Here is a 20529-nt window from a genome sequence, read left to right as displayed (position 1 = left end):
TCCTCCCATAAATCGGCATGTGATGCAATATACAAACTGCTTTTTTACTTGAGGAAAGTTATCTTCTTTAAAAAGCCCAGTTACCGTTTCTAAATACAGGTTCAACCTTCCCGTCCTCTGTAATTCCGTCAATGTCCATTTTGTCTGAGCCAATCATAAAGTCTACATGTGTAATACTTTGATTTAAGCCGTTTTCTTGCAATTCGTCCTGTGACATCGTTTTGCCGCCTTCAATACAAAAAGCATAAGCGCTTCCGATAGCCAAGTGGTTAGAAGCATTTTCATCAAATAATGTGTTGAAAAACAGGATATTTGATTCTGAAATAGGTGAGTGATAAGGCACAAGTGCTACTTCACCTAAATAATGAGATCCTTCATCTGTAGCAACAAGTTGCTTTAAAATATCCTCGCCTTCCTTCGCCTTAACATCAATGATTTTTCCATTTTCAAAAGTTAACATAAATTCATCAATGATGTTACCGCCATAGCTTAATGGTTTTGTACTTGAAACCGTTCCATTTACTCCTGTTTTGACGGGTACGGTAAATACCTCTTCTGTCGGCATATTGGCCATGAATTCAAAGCCCTTTTCATTAATGCTGCCTGCTCCACACCAGATATGCTTGTTTGGGAGCTCGATGGTTAAATCGGTTCCAGGAGCAGTATAGTGGAGCTTCTTATATTTCTTGGCATTTAAATAGTCTACTTTTTTATGTAAGGTTTCATCATGCTGCTTCCACGCAGCAATCGGGTCCTCTGTCTCGACTCTCACTGTTGTAAAGATGGCATCCCAAAGCTTCTCTACTCTTGTTTCCTCTGGTTCATTAGGAAATACCATATCTGCCCAGCCTTGAGACGGTGCGGCAATAACGGTCCAGCTAATTTTATCGGATTGAACATACTTGCGGTATTGCTGTAATGCAGTACCAGCTGCCTTTTGGTAATTAGCGATTCTTTCCGGATTAACACCTTTTAATAAGGCAGGGCTGGAAGAAAGGATGGACATGAAGGCAGCTCCATTCTCCGCCAGAGACGTCTGTTCCTTTGCCCGCCACTCAGGATATTCTAAGAAAACCTCATCAGGTGCCATGTCGTATTTTAATCTCGATACTACATCATCGCTCCAATTGACAATGACATCCTTGGCTCCGGTTTCGTATGCCTTTTTCACAATTAGACGTACAAACTCACGGGAATCTAAATTGGCATTGACGACAAGTGTCTGTCCTTTTTGGATATTGACCCCAACCTTAACGGCCAGCTCTGCATATTTTTCTAATTTCTGTTGGAATTCACTCACTAAATCCAGCTCCTTTATTATAAAATTATGGATTATCTTCATTGTAGCTTTTCTTATTTGTAAAATAAAATAAGAAGGCTATCCAAACTAAAAAAAAGGCGGAAGACCTTGAATGGTCTGTTATTTCACTGTACTGAATCTATCGTGGACGTATGTTATACTGTTACCTATGGAAATTCGAAAGGATGTAATATTATGGCAAAAAGTGTTGTGATTGCTGAAAAGCCATCTGTTGCACGGGATATCGCTCGTGTATTAAATTGTAATCAAAAAGGAAATGGATATCTTGAAGGCAATAAATACATTGTTACGTGGGCCCTTGGGCACCTGGTCACACTTGCGGATCCGGAAAGCTATGATGTGAAATTTAAATCATGGAAATTGGAAGATCTGCCGATGCTACCTGAACGCTTGAAATTGACTGTCATTAAGCAGACAGGCAAGCAATTCAATGCAGTGAAAAGTCAGTTGCTTCGAAAGGATGTCAATGAAATCATAGTGGCGACAGATGCCGGAAGAGAGGGAGAGCTAGTTGCCCGCTGGATTATTGATAAAGTAAAAGTCAATAAACCGATTAAACGTCTCTGGATTTCATCTGTTACAGATAAAGCGATCAAAGACGGCTTTGCAAACCTAAAGCCTGGTAAAGCCTATGACAATTTATATGCTTCAGCTGTCGCACGCTCTGAAGCTGATTGGTATATCGGCCTTAATGCAACACGTGCATTAACAACGAAATTCAATGCTCAGCTAAACTGCGGTCGTGTCCAAACACCAACGGTTGCAATGATTGCAGCACGTGAGGACGAAATCAAAAACTTCAAATCTCAAACCTATTATGGAATTGAAGCCCAGACAACGGAAGCATTAAAGCTGACCTGGCAGGATACAAAAGGGAATAGCCGCAGCTTTGATAAAGAAAAAATAGAGGGAATCGTGAACAAACTAGGCAAAAAAAATGCGCAGGTAACGGAAGTAGAGAAAAAGCCAAAGAAGTCGTTCTCACCGGGGCTTTATGACTTAACCGAATTGCAGCGTGATGCTAATAAAATATTTGGCTACTCTGCTAAAGAAACGCTGAATATTATGCAAAAGCTATACGAACAGCATAAAGTTTTAACGTATCCGCGGACGGACTCACGCTTTATTTCTTCAGATATCGTTCCAACACTTCAGGAGCGTCTGAAGGCTTGTGGGATTGGGGAATTCCGTACACTAACAACTAAGGTGTTAAGAAAGCCCATTAAGGTCTCTAAATCGTTTGTAGATGATAGCAAGGTGTCGGACCACCATGCCATTATTCCAACTGAAGAATACGTAAACTACTCAGCCTTCACGGATAAAGAACGTAAAATCTATGACCTAGTAATCAAACGCTTCCTAGCCGTATTGTTCCCGGCTTTTGAATACGAGCAACTAACCCTTCGTGCAAGGATCGATGATGAAAACTTTGTTGCTAAAGGAAAAACGATACTATCGCTGGGCTGGAAGGAAGTATACGGAAATCGCTTTGAAGAGGATGAAGCAGGAGACGATTTAAAGGAACAGGTGCTGCCACGGATTGAAAAAGGTGATACATTAAATGTCAAACTAATCATGCAAACATCAGGGCAGACAAAGCCGCCAGCACGTTTTAATGAGGCAACATTACTATCGGCAATGGAAAACCCTGTGAAATATATGGATACAAAAAACAAACAGCTTGTTGACACGTTAAAATCAACGGGAGGGCTGGGTACTGTTGCAACACGTGCAGATATCATTGACAAGCTTTTCAATTCGTTCTTAATTGAAAAGCGTGGTAAAGATATTCATCTGACCTCTAAGGGGCGTCAGCTGCTTGATTTAGTACCTGAGGAGCTAAAATCACCTGCTTTAACGGCAGAATGGGAACAAAAGCTTGACCAAATCGCTCACGGTAAGCTGAAAAAAGATGTATTTATCGGGCAAATGATTAACTATACAAAAGAAATAGTTGCTGAAATTAAAGATAGTAATAAAAAATATAAGCATGATAATATTTCTACAAAAAGCTGTCCTGACTGTGGAAAACCAATGCTTGAGGTAAACGGAAAAAAAGGTAAAATGCTTGTCTGTCAGGATCGTGAATGTGGACACCGCAAAAACGTCTCGCGTGTAACAAACGCACGTTGCCCACAATGCCGTAAAAAATTGGAGCTTCGTGGTGAGGGAGAAGGACAAATTTTTGTATGTAAATGTGGGCACCGTGAAAAGCTATCTGTTTTTCAGGAGCGGCGTAAAAAGGAATCTGCTGGCAAAGTAGACAAACGCACCGTTCAGAAGTATTTGAAAAACCAAGATAAAGAAGCGGAACCTATAAATAATGCTTTAGCAGAGGCCTTAAAGGGTCTGAAGTTTGATTAACTATAGATAAAAGGGAAAGTCCTGCTCTAATGGATGTTGGTGCAGGACTCTCCCTTTTTCCAATTGATGATTCCAAGCTTTTTTCTAATCCATTTCCTCTGGATCCACCCGGTTCTTAAAGGCCTCCTGAGTTACAATGAGTTCTTCATCCTCTTGAGCTTCAGTTGTATGTCTTTCAACCAGGTGTTCAGGAAATTTTCCAGGGTGATTTTTCTTTTTGTGATCAAAACTCTTGCCACGTCCCATTTTTGCTCACTCCTTTCTGATGCATAGATAGTTTCTGTTGGTAAAACAATTATTATTCCAGTGATAAAGAAGCGAGCGGAATCAAATTCGCCCGTCGAATTTGTGTCCGGGTTACCTGAGCTCGCTCGGGTAAACTACCTTTAAAAAATCCGTGACATCCGCCGGAGGCTTAACTTCATTCAGCCGGGGCTTGAACCCCACAGAGTCGAAGTACCATTTGCATTCATCCCACTTGTAGAAGTAGAGGACTTCTGTACCTGTCGCAAGCTTTCGGTACAAAAAAGCATTTGCTGAATGAAGTTAAAATAGGGTAGTTGAATGAAGGAACAGAGATAATAACAGCGTCATAAACGTGAAATCATTCACAAAATATCCATAGATTTATTTATTGAATCATCTTATAATAAACTTGTTCAAACATTCACATGACAAATGTTTGAGCCCCTCCCCTAATTAATAGTTAATAGAGGACAACCCTAAGATGATGCTCTTACCCCAGGGAGCATTATTTTTTTTGCTTTATGAGATATTTGGAAATGACATTCTGTGAATGATTTCACAAAATATCCATAGTTTTTCTAAGAAAATCATACTATAATAAACTTGTTCAAACATTCACATGACAAATGTTTGGGCCCCTCCCCTAATTAATAGTAAAATAGGACAACCCTAAGATGATGCTCTTACCCCAGGAGCATTATTTTTTTTATCTGTCTATAAAGCAATCCCCAAGACTTATATGATTTATCCCACAAAGCAGCTAAAGAAACTTCAGGTTCTGCCGATATTAAACATAACGAGATTTGGATAAGACAGGGTGATATAAATGGATTTAGCTACAATAATTGGGATTCTACTAGGGGTTATTGCGGTCGGGGTCGGAATGGTATTAAAAGGGGTAGCTGTATCTTCGTTGGCGAATCCGGCAGCTTTCCTAATTATTATTATGGGGACGGTTGCATCTGTTACAGTTGCATTTCCAATGTCAGAGTTAAAAAGAGTTCCTAAGCTGTTTGGTATTTTATTTACTGAGAAAAAAACAACGAGCTACACCGAGTTAATTAAATCATTTTCCGATTTAGCACAGCTAGCAAGAAAGGAAGGTCTGCTTGCCCTTGAAGTAAAGATAAACGAGGTTGAAGACCCTTTCCTTAGAAACGGTTTGACGCTGGCGGTTGATGGGCAATCTGCTGATTATATACGTGATGTTCTAACAGAGGAAATAGAAGCGATGGAAGAAAGACATGAATCAGGAGCCTTAATATTTTCACAGGCAGGAACATATGCCCCAACACTTGGCGTTTTAGGTGCTGTAATTGGTTTAATTGCTGCGCTTGGGAATATGAATGATACAGATGCTTTAGGTCATGCCATTGCAGCTGCATTTATTGCTACGATGCTAGGGATATTTACAGGCTATGTGCTATGGCATCCGTTCTCCAATAAACTAAGACGCAAATCAAAAATTGAGTCACAGCAAAAGTATATGATGATTGAAGGAATCTTATCCATTTTGGAAGGGGAAGCACCAAGAATCATTGAACAAAAGCTCGCCTCCTATCTTCCAGCGAGCGAAAGAAGTAAATTTCTTGAAGGTGTGACGAAGAATGAGCAGGCGTAAAAAAAAGAAAAAAGGTGAAGAGCATATTAATGAATCATGGCTTCTCCCATATTCAGATTTATTAACCCTGCTTGTAGCATTATTTATTGTTCTTTTTGCTGGAAGCTCAGTTGATATTCAAAAATTTTATTCTTTATCAAATGCGTTCAGCAATGAATTAATGACAGGTGGAACAGGCTTTTTTGAATATCCAGGTCCGGTCCCAGGAGGAAATAGCGGTTCCTCTGATGGGATTGAAAAGGAACAAAAACAGGATGAGGAAAAAGGCAATAATACTGAAGAAAATCCGCCTGAACTAACAGAGGAACAACAAGCGGAACAAAAGCGTCTAGAGGAAATTCAAGGTCGGGTCAATTCCTATGTTGAAGAAAATGGACTGGAAGATCAGTTAGATACCTCTTTAACGATTGAAGGCTTATCTGTCAGAATAAGGGACAATGTATTGTTTGACTCAGGAGTTGCAGAAGTTCGAGTGGAGAATATCAATATTGCCTATGAAATATCAAAGTTGCTAGAAATGGATATACCTAGAAGTGTCATCGTCAGTGGACATACAGATAATGTTCCGATTAAAAATGCACGCTTTGACTCGAACTGGGAGCTCAGTGTAATGCGCGCAGTGAATTTTATGAAATTCCTGCTGGAGAATCACAATTTAAACCCAGAACGCTTCAGTGCAAAAGGATATGGAGAGTTTCAGCCGATTGCTTCAAATGATACGGTAGAAGGCAGGGCGCAAAATAGAAGAGTTGAGATCTTAATTCTACCAAGAGATGATGAAACGTTACGTTAATATTAAAGAGGGTCCTGTACCCTCTTTTTATGTTTATTCAGAATAGTGTATTGAAAATCCTCAACGAAGCTTAGTAAATTTAACGAAATCTATATAAAGTGAGAAATCCTTCTTCGTAACCCCGTGTTTAATAGCTTCTGAAAAAAGAGCCATCCATTCTTCATCCAAATGATTTACATTTGCTTCAGAAGCTTGATTTTCTTCAAGCAGGTCCTCTACAGTAGTTCCTAAAGAGCTAGCTAGTTTAGAAAGAATATAAAGGGAAGGATTCTTTTGAATGCCTCTTTCAATATAGCTTAAGTAGGATTTGGAAATACCTGCTTTTATTGAAAGCTCATTAATCGAATACCCTCTTAATTGTCTTAACTTCTTAATTCGATTTTGCATCATGTATATTTCTCCTAATCCAATAAATATAAGAGTTATATACATTATAATGAACAAACTGTTCATTAAAAAATATGATTTAATGAGGATATGAGAGGAAAATGGTGCAATAAGGACAGAAAACTTGTATTTAGAGGTAATTTTCGAATATTGCAAAATAATCCCTTGGGACTATCCCTTGAAATGATAAATAACAATAGCGATTTAAATAACAATACATTGAACTATTATAAAAGTAGCATTACTTATTGGGTAAAAAATTAGTAAGTTACTCTATGTGAAACACGACCCTAGGAGTAAAGGTTCAGATTGCGTACAATATATTGATTTTTTGTAAAATTAGGAATAGAATGAGTGATGAATGACAAAAAGCGACAGGTTTTATTGCTTTAATAGGTTAAAATAAAGAGATACAAAAGACGAATTTGAGGATTAATATATGATGATTAATGGTTAGGGTTTAGAATATTGAGAATAGGTGTTTGGGAGGATACTAATGTGAGTGAGGGGAAGGAACAGAGTATAGAATATGACATCGAGTGGCTCCAGCTAATAACAGAAGCAAAAAATCTAGGCATTGAAATCGAAGAGATTAGAGCTTTCTTGAACAATCAAGCACATAGGTAAATCGCTAAGGAATTATTAGGGTATCCGCTTTACATATGACTTTACATATGAATAGAATCAAATAAGTGTTTCTCATAAGAGGAATGCTTTTTTGTTTTTCTCTTAAAGGTAAAATAAACTCCTTCATGCTCGTTTTCTTTTGGGGAAATAGGAAAATCCATGCAGGAGTTTATCCTTATCTTAAAGTTCTTTTACATATGCGTTCCTAGTTAGCAGTAGTTATTTCTTCTGCTGTTCTCTCCATTTGCTGAATTCGAGAAACTCACGGAATTGTTCTTTTGAAACACCTGACTCCATGGCTTCCTGTACCAGCTTCATCCATTCCGAATCTAATTCATCTTTATTAGGTTGTTCCATTATTAAACTGTCTACTGGTACTCCAAGGACAGATGAAATTTTTTCTAAAAATTGGATAGAAGGGTTTGTTTGTAAATTTCTTTCCAGAGAACTCAAGTAGGACTTTGCTACTCCTGCTTTGAGAGCGAGTTCCGATAATGATATCTTTTTTTCTTGTCGAATTTTTTTTACACGATCACCAATCATTCAATTCACTCACTTTTTATTATTGTCCAGCTCGACTGCAAACACCCCTATTAGTACCTTTTTCATGAGTCTAATCTATGCAAAAGGATGAGCAAGCCCCCGTACTTTTCTGCTATATATATTAATATAATAACAAAAATAGAAAATAGGTTCCATATATAGAACGGGTTACATTATTTAATTATTTCACTTTTCACTATTCATACACATTTTGCCACATTTTTACGATAAATAGTAGTCTAAATTCAGAAGTTTTTTTATTTGGATGCAATAATGTATTGAAAATACTTGTTTTAGTTGGGTTTAGTGCTTTTTAACTATGTTGAAGAATGGATTAGTTTTTGCAAGACACCTTGAAAATTCATACAATGAATGTAGAATAATGAGTAGTTTACCGAATGGAAGAGAGGCTGTACAGATGATTATTTTGAAATCAGAGAGGGAAATTGAAAAAATGAAAAAGGCTGGTGAAATCCTTGCTTCTGTCCATAAGCAGTTGGCAAAAATGATTAAACCAGGTGTGACGACATGGGAAATTGAAGAATTCGTAGATAAATATCTAAAAAAACAAGGTGCAACACCGGAGCAAAAAGGTTATCGAGGATATCAATATGCGACTTGTGCCAGTATTAATGATGAAATCTGCCACGGATTTCCGAGAAAGGAACCATTAAAAACAGGGGATATTGTAACCATTGATATGGTGGTTAATTACAATGGTGCACTTGCCGATTCAGCTTGGTCTTATGCAGTTGGGGAAGTATCTGAGGAAAATCAAAGACTGCTGGATGTTACGAAAAAAGCACTTTATGTTGGAATTGAACAGGCAAAGGTTGGTAATCGTATCGGTGATATTGGTCATGCGATTCAAACCTATGTAGAAGGAGAAGGCTTCTCGGTTGTTCGTGATTTTATTGGCCATGGAATCGGAAATGCGATTCATGAAAAACCAGACGTTCCTCATTATGGCTTACCGGGGAAAGGCCCCCGTATTAAAGAAGGTATGGTCTTTACGATCGAGCCAATGGTGAATGTCGGTACCTACCGAATGAAGATGGATAATAATGGATGGACATCAAGAACAGAGGATGGTAAGAATTCTGCTCAATATGAGCATACCATTGCCATTACAAAAAATGGTCCAATCATTATAACGGACCAAGAGGAAGCATAATTTTAATGAGGCTGTCTTTTTAGGTGTATGGCATCCTAAAATTCGTGACAGCCTCATGATCATTTTATTGCTTTCTTAAGTTGCCAAGCTCTTCCACAATGGCCTGCATTTCATTTGGACTAAAGGAGCTTTTCTTCATAACTAAATCATAAATATCTTTTAGCTCTTCATACATATTTTCATCAAAATGAGATGGTTTAATAGCACCGAAATTTAATACATTTAATTTTTCTTTTATTTTCTCAATCATATACTCCACATTTTCAACTGATTTTTCAGCTAGGTTCAATCGTTCTCATCCTCTCGTTTTATCCTTGTCGTATTAAAAGACGATATACAGACGCTACTGTTAGAAGCAGCAACAATAATATTCTTTCATTTCATCTTTCCACGTTCAATTAAAAATGTCAATAATATTAAAAAAATGGAAATATACAATAATCATAATGTTTTAGCATGGCTATTGCAGGAAAGTACTGAATAATAGAAAATAAGAAAAAAGGAGGAGGTATAAAAATGGTTCGAGTATTATTTATATGCCTTGGAAACATCTGTCGTTCGCCAATGGCAGAAGCTATGTTCCGTGATCTCGTTAGAAAGGAAGGGCTGGAGGCTGTAATAAAAATGGATTCTGCAGGAACGGGTGATTGGCATATTGGTCATCCACCGCATGAAGGAACGCGGGAAATTCTAAAGAAAAATCAAATTTCTTATAAGGGGTTAAAGGCTAGAAAGGTAACTAGTGATGATTTGAGCTATGATTATATTATTGGTATGGACGTAGAGAATATTAAAAATATAAAAAAGGTTGGCAGCATACCATCACATGTCAAGGTCAAACGTTTACTGGATTTTGTAGAAGACAAGCAGGAAAAGAATGTTCCTGATCCATACTATAGTGGGAATTTCGAAGAAGTTTATGAGCTTGTAAAAGAAGGTACGGAAAAGCTTCTGGAGGAAATAAAAAATAATTTAAAAGCCAAAGGAGAAATAGAATGAGCAGCTCTAAGTTTTGGAAAGGTGTCATAATCGGTGCTGTTGCTGGAGGGGTAATAAGTTTATTCGATCGTTCCACAAGAAATTCAGTCATGGAGAGCTGTCGGAATACGACCGGAAAGGTAACACATTATGTGAAGCATCCGCAGGAGGCCGTGGATTTTGTTAAGGAATCTACCGCTAGAATACGTACCACCATTGAAGGAGTAGGGGATGAGGTATCCTTTATTGCAGAAAAAATTGAAGAATTAAAAGAAATAACACCTCAAGTGGTCGATATTGTAAAGGACACTAAAGAAGTATTCGACCATGAGGCTGAATTAGAAAAGGAAAGATAGGCGGTTGCTGTCTTTCCTTTCTTTTTTATTGAAAAAACATGGTTGATTGATTCTATAATAAATATTTTTTGAATAACATAAGCAGTCTAAGAAGGAAAAGATTTGAGAGAAAAGGGGAAGGAGGTCTGGAAATATAATGAAATTATTAAAGCATTTATGGAAGAACTTCCTAGATGATGATGTTTTTGGTATTGCAGCACAGCTATCTTATTTTTTCCTGCTTTCGCTATTCCCTCTACTTATTTTTTTAATGACTTTATTTCCCTATTTGCCAATAAATCAGGAAGACCTGCTCAATTTGGTTCGTGATTTTGCACCTCTAGGGACGATTGAATTGATTGAAAACCATTTAGAACAAGTGTCCAAAAAAAATGGCGCCCTTTTATCCTTTGGAGTTATCGGTACAATATGGTCTGCTTCAAATGGTTTAAATGCGATTGTGAAGGCGTTAAATAAAGCCTATGGGGTAAAAGAGGAACGTTCGTTTCTTAGAACAAGATTTATGTCCATTTTCCTAACATTTGCTATGATTGTGGTTATTTTAGTGGCTTTAATTCTTCCTGTATTTGGCAAGCATATTGGTATGTTTCTTTTTGCTCAGTTTGAGCTATCCGCTCAATTTATCGCTGTTTGGAATGCTTTACGCTGGCTTGTCAGCTCAGTCATCATCTTTGTTATTTTTATTGGTCTCTATTGGCTTGCTCCTAATAAAAAAGTTGCTTGCCGCACTGCGATACCAGGAGCTGCATTTGCTACAATCGGCTGGATTTTGACTTCCTTTGCCTTTTCCTTTTACGTGAGTAATTTCGGGAATTATTCTGCTACATACGGTAGTATAGGTGCCATTATTGTTTTGATGGTATGGTTATATATATCGGGAATTATTATTATTATCGGGGGAGAGGTTAATGCCTATTTCAGCTCCGATTCGGATTGCTGAGCTACCTCTAATTACCTCTGTTATTTCTTTTATTACTGTGAAAAATAAGACAGGGCTGAAAAGAACCCAAACTATTTGTAGGAGGGCATTCACGTGACTAAGCATACAAAGAAAGACGGCGGTACAAAGCAGCAAAAAAGTAAAAATCCATCAAGCAAGAAATCATCTAGCTCTGCTAATGGTTCAAACGGATACCATTAAAAAGTAAAAGGTCTGGGTTTCCCAGACCTTTTAACCATCATGACCTCAATAAACGCAAGCCGTTTAAAATTACTAGGATTGTACTTCCTTCATGACCGATAACACCTAATGGCAAGTCAACTGCCTGTAAAAAGTTAGATGAAATCAACAGAATAATGACAGTAATGGAAAAGATAACATTTTGTTTAACGATTTTGTTCATTCGCTGGGAAAGACGAATCGCCTCTGATATTCGAGGTAAATCATTTTTCATAAGGACGACATCTGCTGTCTCAAGAGCAACATCGGTTCCGCCCCCCATCGCGATGCCTACGCTAGCTGTGGCTAAAGCAGGAGCATCATTAATTCCATCACCGACCATCGCAACATTACCATATTTCTCTTTTAGTTTTTTGACATGCTCCACCTTATTTTCAGGCAGACATCCAGCGATATATTCATCCACATGGCATTCAGCGGAAATAGCCTGTGCAGTACTTGAACTGTCACCGGTTAACATAATCGTATAGATTCCCTGCGCCTTTAATTGGTCAATAGCCTTTTTCGTTTCTTCACGAACAACATCCTTTAAGGCAATCACGGCAGCTAGCTGTTTACCTCTTTGGACATAGACAACCGTTTTTCCTTCTGATTCCAGCTTTTTAATTTCCTTAGTTTGTTGAGCATCATCTATAAGGTCAATATAGCCAGCTTTACCGATTTTCCACTCCACCTGATTAATGACCGCTTTCACACCAAAGCCAGGTACATCCTCGATACCATCAGGATGAATGAGCTCTATGTTAAGAGTCTCCTTAGCATGCTTTACAATGGCATTCGCAAGTGGATGATTGGAATGACTTTCAATTGAAGCGACAATATGCAGGACTTCCTTCTCGTCTAATCCATTTTGAACAATAATATCGGTTACTACTGGCTGTCCTTTCGTCAAGGTCCCTGTTTTATCGAAGGCGATTGCCTTGATGTGATTTAAATTTTCGAGGTGAACACCGCCTTTAAATAAAATCCCATGTTTAGCTCCGTTTGAGATGGCTGATAGAGTCGCAGGCATAATAGAGGAGACAAGTGCACATGGTGAAGCGACAACAAGCAAAACCATTGCCCTGTAAAAGGTCTCGTTCCAGCTCCAGCCAAGTAAGAAATGTGGAAGAAACATCATGATTAGGACTGTCACAAGGACAATTTTTACATAATTTCCTTCAAAGCGTTCAATAAATAACTGTGAAGGAGACTTTTCACTTTGAGCTGATTGTACTAATTCAATGATCTTTTGAAAGAGTGTTTCATTTGCCTGTTTCGTAATCTCGACTGTAATAGAGCCGTTTAAATTCACAGTACCTGCAAAAACCGTATCCTGAATTTGTTTCGTTACTGGTATGGATTCACCTGTAATAGCTGCTTCATCAATAGTCGTTGTTCCTCTCGTGATTGTTCCATCGGAAGGTACCCTTTCTCCTGGCTTAATGAGAATATAGTCACCCTTGTTTAACTCAGCTACACTGACCCGCTCTTCGAGTCCATTTGTGATACGCAAGGCTTCTTCGGGCTGCAGCTCCATCAAAGAGGAAATTTCTTTATGGCTTTTGTTCATTGTATAGGTCTCTAATGCACCGCTTAGAGCGAAAATAAAGATTAAGATACAGCCTTCTGTCCAATAGCCGATAACAGCTGAGCCAATAGCAGCCAAAATCATAAGCATCTCAACATTAAGCTCTTTATTCTCAATCGTTGCTTCGATTCCTTCCTTTGCCTTTGCAAAACCTCCGATAATAAATGATGTGATATATGTGATGACAGATAGAGTATTATATCCATTGTGATCAAGAAGCCAGCCAATCACAATGAAAAACCCGCAAATGAGGGCTGCTAGTAATTCCCCATTGATTTTAACTTTTTCCCAAACACTCTCATGTGTTAAGGTTTCATTCCTATTAAGGACCTCGGCCTTCGTTTCCATTACGCTCCCCCTTTTTACTGTTAGCATAGTTAATAACTCCTAATTGAGAAAAATAATCAGAATCAATACCCTTAAAAAACACGAAAGCTGCCACCAGACTGGTGACAGCAAAAAAACGTTTATTTATATTATTTTAACTTTATCATATAACGGCTGTTTTAGAAAAGAAACATGCATTATAATTTAAACTGGAAAAATTTAAGTACCATAATATGGATTTATATACCATAATATGGTTGTGTATGGTCGTATCATTCCAACAATCTTTCAAAACAAGGAGGAATTTTTTTACCTTCATTCAGCAAATGCCTTTTGTACCGAAAGCTTGCGACAGGTACAGAAGTCCCCCACTTCTACAAGTGGGGGATGAATGCAAATGGTCCTTCGATTCAGTGGGGGTTCAAACCCCGGCTGAATGAAGTTAAGCCTCCGGCGAGTCATGCGATTTTTTAAAGGTAGTTTACCCGAGCGATCTCAGGTAATCCGGACGCAAATTCGATGGGGGAATTTGATTAAGATTCGGAGCAAAATAAAAAGTGAAAGGATTGAAAATGAACATGGTAAATAAAATCTTTATGCTCTTAACCTTCATTGGTGTCCCGTTGTCCATTATCGGTTCATTGATGAATTGGCCTAGTATTCTTTTATTTGTGATTTATTGTTTAACCATTATTGCGTTAGCAAGCTATATGGGTAGAGCAACAGAGAGCCTGGCGGTAGTAGCTGGTCCACGAATTGGAGGGCTTTTAAATGCAACCTTTGGAAATGCAGTAGAGTTAATCATTTCCATCTTTTCCTTAAAGGCGGGACTTGTTGGAGTGGTACTGGCTTCGTTAACAGGTTCGGTTTTAGGGAACCTGCTGCTTGTTGCCGGTCTATCCTTTTTCATCGGCGGAGTTAAGTTTAAACGACAGCAGTTTGATGTCTATGATGCAAGGCATAATTCAGGTCTCCTGATGTTTGCTGTGATTGTTGCGTTTATGATTCCAGAAGTATTTTCTATGACGATGAATGAGGGGAAAACGATTGCGTTGAGTGTGGGAATTTCCATTATCTTAATTGCCCTTTATTTGGCCGCTCTATTTTTTAAACTGGTCACACACCGTGGAGTGTATCAGCATAAGGAAGAAAATGGGGTAGAGGATCACGCGGAAGAGCCTGAGTGGGGTAGAGGAAAAGCTATTACCATTCTTGCTGCTGCAACGGTTGCGGTTGCCTATGTATCAGAAAACCTTGTCCATACATTTGAAGCGGTTGCGGAATCATTTGGTTGGACCGAATTATTTATTGGGGTTATCATTGTCGCGATTGTTGGAAATGCTGCGGAACATGCGTCAGCTATTGTCATGGCCTTTAAGAATAAAATGGATATTGCAGTGGAAATTGCCATTGGTTCGACGCTGCAGGTGGCTATGTTTGTGGCACCGGTTCTTGTGCTCATATCCTTATTCTTTCCAGTTAAGATGCCGCTTGTGTTTACATTACCTGAGCTGATTTCGATGGCAGCCGCTGTGCTATTGACGGTGGTAATATCAAATGATGGTGAAACGAACTGGTTTGAAGGTGCGACCCTTTTGGCAGCCTATTTAATTATGGGAATTGGATTTTATCTTTTGTAAAAATGTAATTTAACTTGAAATTTGATTTAAAATTATCATCTTCACATGGATAATCTTCTATCACTCCGAAAACAATATACTATGTGAAATACAGCCTGATATATTGAAAGGAGTTCTTGATTGTGAAGAAAAAACTGATTTATGCAGTTATTGGATTGGTTGTGATGCTCTCCTTCCTTCCTTTTGCTCAAGCGGAAAAGCAACAGGAAAAAGTAGAAAAGCCACCAAAACAGTCCATATCGGTGCCAAGTTCAGTTTTGAATATTACAAAAGATAATACATATCCAAACCCTACAGTTGATATGCCGAGATTAGAACCTAGTGACTTGACGAAAGAACTTATTGAATCATCTAAAGTAAAAATTGAAAATCCGCATCTCATTCGTATGTTGAACGAAACCACGGTGAACAGTACGCCATTTGCCCTTGGCTATCGTGCGATTGTCTACCTTGGACAATGGCCGTTAAATTATGATTCAGTGGAAACGGCTCCGAATTGGGAATATCAAAAAATCAATACAAACTATTATGATAACCGAGGAGGAACTTCTCCGTATCAGATTCATTATGTACAGGAGGCGCAAAAAATTGTCCGCGGAGGTTTAACGGCAAAGGTAGCAAATACTGATGAAGTTAAAAATATGATGATGATGAAAGCTATGCAAAAGTCTGGCCTGCCCTTATCCTTTGAAACTGTTATAGGTGGCGGAACGAAAAAAGATCAAATCTACAATGTGCCACCAAAAATGCTTGGCTATTTACATGGCTATGCACCCGCTGTTAATGAGAAGGGGAAAGTCACCTATGGTGAAGTCTATTTAATGCTAAAGGGTGGAAAGAAAATGATTGTAATCAAAAATGTAACTTCGCAGGGAATCAGTGCCTGGATTCCAATTCAGGACCATGTATCCTTCCAATTTATCGCGAGCGAGCAGCCACGTTAAGCAGAAAAGGTGTCAGGCACCACAAAAGGACAAATTGACGTTTAATGTCCATATAGGGTGCCTGACACTTTTTCACATACTTTGAAAGTCAATATTCTTATAGTAGCTGTTTTTGACGAGTACATTCGGCCCGAGACAGCGAACTTCAGGACAATGGCAGTTTAGGGAAGCGGCCAGTTTGGTATGTAGCCAGCTGTCATATACATCATTGAGACGATCTTTTTGAATATTTCCGAGTGGCGGGGTATCACCAAAATCTGTCACGATGATATCGCCGGTGAAGATATTAATATTCAGGCGGGAGCGGCCATCAGGATCGTTTCGAACCGTAACGTTTTTCTCGGAAGACAGTCTTTGTAATAGCTGTAAATCCACCTTATTATTCATGCAATTATAGAAGGGAAGTGTCCCAAACAGCATCCAAATATCCTTATCACGAATATCAAGAAGATGGTGAATACTATCCCGTATTTCCTCAAGGCTTAAGGTTTCCAACGAAGAAGCAAAATCAGATGGATACATCGGATGAATCTCATGACGCTGGCACTTCATTTCATGAACAATTTGCTGGTGAATATGCTCTAAATGCGGTAGTGTTCTTTTGTTCAACATCGTTTCTGCTGAAACCATTACACCGCTTTCTGCTAAACTCCGGCTGTTTTCAATCATTCTAGAAAACAACTTTTTTCGTTGTTCCTTCGTTGGCTTGCGGTCCATTCTGGCAAAACCGCCCTCGATAAAGTCTTCCTCAGTACCCCAATTATGAGAAATATGCAGGACATCTAAATAAGGAATAATGGGAGCATAGCGTTCAAGCTCAAGAGTCAGATTCGAATTAATCTGTGTGTACACCCCACGTTCAGAGGCGTATTTTAACAGCGGAACAACATAGTGTTCAACTGATTTTCGTGAAAGAACCGGCTCTCCTCCTGTTATACTCAGAGAGCGTAAATGAGGAATTTCATCAAGTCGTCTCAATAATAGCTCTATAGGCAGCCCCTCATCATCCTTCGTCTGCAGCGTATATCCAACTGCACAATGCTCACAGCGCATATTACATAGGTTTGTTGTCGTGAATTCAATATTTGAGAGTGTCAGCTTCCCATGCTCTGTCATATCCATATAAGCTTCCCAAGGATCGTAGTCGGGTGTTAATTTTTGTTTTTCAGAGAGCATTTTTTTCTCCTTCCCCACATTCTATATTTTCCAGTAGATATTATTACCATTGTCATTATTTATTTTAATCTAAAGTGTGTCAATACTGATTCATATGAAAAAATTAAGCTTTCATGAGTTAATTATCCTAATGTGTAATCAAATGGTGATAGGAGATACTAAAAATAGTATTTTTCAACTTCATTCAGCAAATGCCTTTTGTACCGAAAGCTTGCGACAGGTACAGAAGTCCTCCTCTTCTACAAGTGGGGGATGAATGCAAATGGTTCTTCGATTCAGTGAGGGTCAAACTCCGGCTGAATGAAGTTAAGCCTCCGGCTAGTCTTGCGATTTTTTAAAGGTAGTTTACCCGAGCGAGCTCAGGTAATCCGGACGCAAATTCGACGGGCGAATTTGATTATGTTACTTTCCGGTATTGCCTTAAGCAGAAATATTCGATAGGATGGAAACGATAGTGAAAGGAGCGAGTTTTTTGGGTAGTCCGATACATGACAAAAATATACAGGTTTCCTTTTTAAAACAACGTCTTAATATGTTTCTTGATGTATTAGATGCGATTGATCCTGAGGATACCGATGTCGACGATATTGATCGTTTAATTGAAATGATTGATGATTTAGAATCAAAATGCCGTGAATTTAAACATCGTGATTTATAAAAGAGTCAATTTAATTGACTCTTTTTTCTTTTTTATTCGACTATATACGAGTATAATTGAAGGTGTCGAAATTATCCAAAAATAGAGTTTCATATATGGGAAGGAGAATACGTTCATGAATATTGAAAAATTTCAGGAGAGTATGTACAAGCTGATAGTTGAAACTTCAACTCAGCTTCCAAAGGATGTCCGCCGTGCCATCAAGGCCGCAAAGGATAAAGAAAATGCCGGTACAAGGTCGGCAATGGCTCTTGGAACGATTTCCAATAATATCAAAATGGCTGACGATAATGTTTCGCCAATTTGTCAGGATACAGGTCTGCCAACCTTTAAAATCAAAACGCCGGTTGGCGCCAATCAAATCGAAATGAAGCAGGCCATCTACCATGCCATTGCAGAGGCAACAAAGGATGGAAAGCTACGTCCAAATTCTGTTGATTCTTTAACCGGTAAAAACAGCGGCGATAATCTGGGCGGTGGTACACCGGTTATCAAGTTTGAACAATGGGAGAAGGATACAATTGATGTTCGCTTAATCCTAAAGGGGGGTGGCTGTGAAAATAAAAATATTCAGTACAGCCTTCCATGTGAGTTAGAGGGTCTAGGAAGAGCAGGCCGCGACCTTGATGGAATTCGTAAATGTATTCTTCATTCTGTCTACCAGGCGCAAGGACAGGGCTGTAGCGCTGGATTTATCGGAGTTGGCATCGGAGGCGACCGCTCCAGTGGCTATGATTTAGCAAAGGAACAACTTTTCCGTTCAAATGATGATGTGAATCCAATTGAAGAGCTGCGTCAGCTTGAAGAATATATTATGGATAATGCAAATAAATTAGGAATCGGTACAATGGGCTTTGGCGGTGAAACAACTCTGTTAGGCTGTAAGGTTGGTGTTATGAACCGTATTCCAGCTAGCTTCTTTGTGTCTGTTGCTTATAACTGTTGGGCATTCCGTCGCCTAGGTGTGACCGTTAATCCTGAAAGTGGAGAAATTAGCGATTGGAGCTACCAGGAAGGCGAGAAAATTGACTTTGGGGCGGCAGAGGCTGAAAAAGAAACGGCTGCAGCTTCAGAAAGCACTGTGAATGTTGTTGAGCTACAAGCGCCTATTACAGAGGAACAAATTCGCCAATTAAAAGTAGGGGATGTTGTTCGTATTAATGGAAGAATGTACACAGGCCGTGACGCGATTCATAAATATCTATCTGACAATGATTCACCGGTAGATTTAAATGGACAAATTATTTATCACTGTGGTCCAGTTATGTTAAAGGATGAGGATGGAAAATGGCATGTGAAGGCAGCTGGACCGACAACCAGTATTCGCGAGGAGCCTTACCAGGGAGATATTATGAAACGTTTTGGCATTCGCGCTGTCATTGGTAAAGGTGGAATGGGACCAAAAACCTTGTCAGCCCTTCAGGAGCATGGAGGTGTGTATTTAAATGCAATCGGTGGAGCGGCACAGTATTATGCAGATTGTATTAAGTCTGTAGACGGTGTTGATTTAACAGAATTCGGTATTCCAGAAGCAATGTGGCATCTGCAGGTTGAAGGCTTTACTGCTGTTGTAACAATGGATTCTCATGGAAACAGTCTTCACAAAGATGTTGACCAGTCTTCACTTGAGAAATTAGCACAATTTAAAGAACCGGTATTTAAATAAGAATATTTCCTCTGAAAAAGGGTAAACCGTTAAGGTTTATCCTTTTTCTTTTTTTTGGAAAAGTAAATCCCGCATGATTCTGCCTTACTCAGAAACAATAAAAACAACAAGAAATATCCGATAAGGAGACGTGTACATGAAGAGATTAATCAAACAGCTAATGATGATAAGTGTATTATTCTTTGTTTTTGTTTCAAGTGCATCGGCGGAAAGTTATCCAAATCGTCCAATTCATTGGGGCTTTAAAAAAGCATCAGAGGGAAGGCAGGCTGAAGCAGGGCAGGAATGGGACGAGTTGCTAAAGAAACATGAGGCGTATTACAAAGGCGACCCGACTCAAATGGATATTTATTTAACCTTTGATAATGGCTATGAAAACGGTTATACGGCGCAAATTTTAGATATTCTTAAAAAAGAAAAAGTACCGGCAACCTTTTTTGTGACAGGTCATTATTTAGAATCTGCTTCAGGGCTAGTGAAAAGAATGGTAAAGGAAGGTCATATTGTTGGTAATCATTCCTGGCATCATCCGGATCTATCCCAGGTCAGTGATGAGCGGTTCAAGGAAGAGCTCGAAAAAGTAAAAGAAAAAACTGAAGAACTAACAGGTGTCAAAAAGATGCATTACCTCCGCCCGCCGCGAGGGATATTCAGTGAAAGAACGATGGCTTTAGCGAATGAAGAGGGCTACACACATGTTTTTTGGTCCTTAGCGTTTAAGGATTGGCTGACCGATCAGCAAAAAGGTGCTCAATATTCCTATGATAATATTATGAACCAGATTCACCCGGGTGCGATTATTCTGCTCCACACGGTTTCAAAGGATAACGCGGATGCACTAGAAAGTGTAATAAAGGATTTAAAAAAGCAAGGCTACAAATTTAAAAGCCTCGACGACCTAACTAACAAAAATCATCAAGAGAAAAAACAACAGAAAAAAAAGAAAAAGAAAAAATAG

General features: G+C 38.8%; 20 protein-coding genes. 13 read left to right on the top strand and 7 right to left on the bottom strand.

Annotation, left to right across the window (positions count from 1 at the left end; genetic code table 11):
- Positions 1–67: 67 nt before the first annotated feature.
- Complete coding sequence (locus tag BQ5321_RS19980) at positions 68–1300, bottom strand: aminopeptidase (protein WP_071396150.1); 1233 nt, start codon at positions 1298–1300, stop codon at positions 68–70.
- A 195-nt stretch (positions 1301–1495) separates the two neighbouring features.
- On the opposite strand from BQ5321_RS19980, the gene BQ5321_RS19975 reads away from it, so the two are divergent.
- Positions 1496–3685, top strand: coding sequence for a DNA topoisomerase III (locus BQ5321_RS19975; RefSeq protein WP_071396149.1), 2190 nt, complete (start codon positions 1496–1498; stop codon positions 3683–3685).
- A gap of 84 nt (positions 3686–3769) precedes the next feature.
- Here the strand turns inward: BQ5321_RS19975 and BQ5321_RS24510 are convergent, their stop codons facing one another.
- Positions 3770–3931 carry a hypothetical protein gene (locus BQ5321_RS24510; protein ID WP_187143765.1) on the bottom strand — a complete coding sequence of 54 codons (162 nt, stop codon included), beginning with the start codon at positions 3929–3931 and terminating at the stop codon, positions 3770–3772.
- 826 nt (positions 3932–4757) lie between these two features.
- Here BQ5321_RS24510 and motA point away from each other — a divergent pair.
- On the top strand, positions 4758–5552 hold the full coding sequence (gene motA / locus BQ5321_RS19970; RefSeq protein ID WP_071396148.1) for a flagellar motor stator protein MotA: 795 nt from the start codon (positions 4758–4760) through the stop codon (positions 5550–5552).
- A complete protein-coding gene (gene motB / locus BQ5321_RS19965; protein WP_071396147.1) occupies positions 5539–6345 on the top strand; it encodes a flagellar motor protein MotB in 807 nt (268 codons plus the stop codon). Before motA ends, motB begins: the two co-directional genes overlap by 14 nt.
- Before the next feature lie 60 nt (positions 6346–6405).
- Here motB and BQ5321_RS19960 read toward each other — a convergent pair whose 3' ends face one another.
- On the bottom strand, positions 6406–6735 hold the full coding sequence (locus tag BQ5321_RS19960) for a helix-turn-helix domain-containing protein (RefSeq protein WP_071396146.1): 330 nt from the start codon (positions 6733–6735) through the stop codon (positions 6406–6408).
- A 495-nt stretch (positions 6736–7230) separates the two neighbouring features.
- On the opposite strand from BQ5321_RS19960, the gene BQ5321_RS24120 reads away from it, so the two are divergent.
- Complete coding sequence (locus BQ5321_RS24120; RefSeq protein ID WP_234978430.1) at positions 7231–7359, top strand: anti-repressor SinI family protein; 129 nt, start codon at positions 7231–7233, stop codon at positions 7357–7359.
- Positions 7360–7578: 219 nt separating this feature from the next.
- Here BQ5321_RS24120 and BQ5321_RS19955 read toward each other — a convergent pair whose 3' ends face one another.
- The gene (locus BQ5321_RS19955) at positions 7579–7902 is read right to left on the bottom strand and encodes a helix-turn-helix domain-containing protein (RefSeq protein WP_071396145.1); all 324 of its coding nucleotides are present in this window, start codon (positions 7900–7902) and stop codon (positions 7579–7581) included.
- Between the two features lie 418 nt (positions 7903–8320).
- Here BQ5321_RS19955 and map point away from each other — a divergent pair, with 418 nt between their 5' ends.
- The gene (map, locus tag BQ5321_RS19950) at positions 8321–9076 is read left to right on the top strand and encodes a type I methionyl aminopeptidase (RefSeq protein ID WP_071396144.1); all 756 of its coding nucleotides are present in this window, start codon (positions 8321–8323) and stop codon (positions 9074–9076) included.
- A 64-nt stretch (positions 9077–9140) separates the two neighbouring features.
- On the opposite strand, the gene BQ5321_RS19945 is transcribed toward map, so the two are convergent.
- Complete coding sequence (locus BQ5321_RS19945) at positions 9141–9365, bottom strand: DUF1128 domain-containing protein (protein ID WP_071396143.1); 225 nt, start codon at positions 9363–9365, stop codon at positions 9141–9143.
- Between the two features lie 227 nt (positions 9366–9592).
- Here BQ5321_RS19945 and BQ5321_RS19940 point away from each other — a divergent pair, with 227 nt between their 5' ends.
- The 3 genes from BQ5321_RS19940 (at position 9593) to BQ5321_RS19930 (ending at position 11350) form a co-directional block, all read left to right on the top strand.
- Positions 9593–10075, top strand: coding sequence for a low molecular weight protein-tyrosine-phosphatase (locus BQ5321_RS19940; protein ID WP_071396142.1), 483 nt, complete (start codon positions 9593–9595; stop codon positions 10073–10075).
- Positions 10072–10410 carry a hypothetical protein gene (locus BQ5321_RS19935; RefSeq protein ID WP_071396141.1) on the top strand — a complete coding sequence of 113 codons (339 nt, stop codon included), beginning with the start codon at positions 10072–10074 and terminating at the stop codon, positions 10408–10410. Before BQ5321_RS19940 ends, BQ5321_RS19935 begins: the two co-directional genes overlap by 4 nt.
- 136 nt (positions 10411–10546) lie before the next feature.
- Entirely contained in the window at positions 10547–11350 is an 804-nt protein-coding gene (locus BQ5321_RS19930) for a YihY/virulence factor BrkB family protein (protein WP_071396140.1), read from the top strand.
- Positions 11351–11588: 238 nt separating this feature from the next.
- On the opposite strand, the gene BQ5321_RS19925 is transcribed toward BQ5321_RS19930, so the two are convergent.
- Positions 11589–13508 carry a heavy metal translocating P-type ATPase gene (locus BQ5321_RS19925; RefSeq protein ID WP_071396139.1) on the bottom strand — a complete coding sequence of 640 codons (1920 nt, stop codon included), beginning with the start codon at positions 13506–13508 and terminating at the stop codon, positions 11589–11591.
- A 557-nt stretch (positions 13509–14065) separates the two neighbouring features.
- Here BQ5321_RS19925 and cax point away from each other — a divergent pair.
- Complete coding sequence (cax, locus tag BQ5321_RS19920) at positions 14066–15127, top strand: calcium/proton exchanger (protein WP_071396991.1); 1062 nt, start codon at positions 14066–14068, stop codon at positions 15125–15127.
- Positions 15128–15291: 164 nt separating this feature from the next.
- Complete coding sequence (locus BQ5321_RS19915) at positions 15292–16071, top strand: YfkD famly protein (RefSeq protein WP_139187939.1); 780 nt, start codon at positions 15292–15294, stop codon at positions 16069–16071.
- Positions 16072–16143: 72 nt separating this feature from the next.
- On the opposite strand, the gene yfkAB is transcribed toward BQ5321_RS19915, so the two are convergent.
- Positions 16144–17247, bottom strand: a complete 1104-nt coding sequence (yfkAB, locus tag BQ5321_RS19910; RefSeq protein WP_071396137.1) for a radical SAM/CxCxxxxC motif protein YfkAB — start codon at positions 17245–17247, stop codon at positions 16144–16146.
- Between the two features lie 472 nt (positions 17248–17719).
- Here yfkAB and BQ5321_RS19905 point away from each other — a divergent pair, with 472 nt between their 5' ends.
- The 3 genes from BQ5321_RS19905 (at position 17720) to pdaA (ending at position 20529) form a co-directional block, all read left to right on the top strand.
- Complete coding sequence (locus BQ5321_RS19905; RefSeq protein ID WP_071396136.1) at positions 17720–17905, top strand: SE1561 family protein; 186 nt, start codon at positions 17720–17722, stop codon at positions 17903–17905.
- 115 nt (positions 17906–18020) lie between these two features.
- Positions 18021–19571: a fumarate hydratase gene (locus tag BQ5321_RS19900; RefSeq protein WP_071396135.1), complete on the top strand. Its 1551-nt coding sequence runs from the start codon at positions 18021–18023 to the stop codon at positions 19569–19571.
- A gap of 136 nt (positions 19572–19707) precedes the next feature.
- On the top strand, positions 19708–20529 hold the full coding sequence (gene pdaA, locus BQ5321_RS19895) for a delta-lactam-biosynthetic de-N-acetylase (RefSeq protein ID WP_071396134.1): 822 nt from the start codon (positions 19708–19710) through the stop codon (positions 20527–20529).

Source organism: Bacillus tuaregi (assembly GCF_900104575.1).
Lineage (GTDB): Bacteria > Bacillota > Bacilli > Bacillales > Cytobacillaceae > Bacillus_BD > Bacillus_BD tuaregi.
Note: the sequence above shows the minus strand (reverse complement) of the source record. Positions and strands in the feature narration are given on the sequence as shown.

Bases quoted from the DNA above. Each gene is read 5' to 3' on its own strand.
- BQ5321_RS19930 (WP_071396140.1), top strand. From the start codon at position 10,547: ATGAAATTATTAAAGCATTTATGGAAGAACTTCCTAGATGATGATGTT.
- BQ5321_RS19960 (WP_071396146.1), bottom strand. From the start codon at position 6,735: ATGATGCAAAATCGAATTAAGAAGTTAAGACAATTAAGAGGGTATTCG.
- cax (WP_071396991.1), top strand. From the start codon at position 14,066: ATGGTAAATAAAATCTTTATGCTCTTAACCTTCATTGGTGTCCCGTTG.
- BQ5321_RS24510 (WP_187143765.1), bottom strand. From the start codon at position 3,931: ATGGGACGTGGCAAGAGTTTTGATCACAAAAAGAAAAATCACCCTGGA.
- motA (WP_071396148.1), top strand. From the start codon at position 4,758: ATGGATTTAGCTACAATAATTGGGATTCTACTAGGGGTTATTGCGGTC.
- yfkAB (WP_071396137.1), bottom strand. From the start codon at position 17,247: ATGCTCTCTGAAAAACAAAAATTAACACCCGACTACGATCCTTGGGAA.
- BQ5321_RS19940 (WP_071396142.1), top strand. From the start codon at position 9,593: ATGGTTCGAGTATTATTTATATGCCTTGGAAACATCTGTCGTTCGCCA.
- BQ5321_RS19935 (WP_071396141.1), top strand. From the start codon at position 10,072: ATGAGCAGCTCTAAGTTTTGGAAAGGTGTCATAATCGGTGCTGTTGCT.
- map (WP_071396144.1), top strand. From the start codon at position 8,321: ATGATTATTTTGAAATCAGAGAGGGAAATTGAAAAAATGAAAAAGGCT.
- BQ5321_RS19975 (WP_071396149.1), top strand. From the start codon at position 1,496: ATGGCAAAAAGTGTTGTGATTGCTGAAAAGCCATCTGTTGCACGGGAT.
- BQ5321_RS19900 (WP_071396135.1), top strand. From the start codon at position 18,021: ATGAATATTGAAAAATTTCAGGAGAGTATGTACAAGCTGATAGTTGAA.
- BQ5321_RS19955 (WP_071396145.1), bottom strand. From the start codon at position 7,902: ATGATTGGTGATCGTGTAAAAAAAATTCGACAAGAAAAAAAGATATCA.
- BQ5321_RS19915 (WP_139187939.1), top strand. From the start codon at position 15,292: ATGCTCTCCTTCCTTCCTTTTGCTCAAGCGGAAAAGCAACAGGAAAAA.
- BQ5321_RS19925 (WP_071396139.1), bottom strand. From the start codon at position 13,508: ATGGAAACGAAGGCCGAGGTCCTTAATAGGAATGAAACCTTAACACAT.
- pdaA (WP_071396134.1), top strand. From the start codon at position 19,708: ATGAAGAGATTAATCAAACAGCTAATGATGATAAGTGTATTATTCTTT.
- motB (WP_071396147.1), top strand. From the start codon at position 5,539: ATGAGCAGGCGTAAAAAAAAGAAAAAAGGTGAAGAGCATATTAATGAA.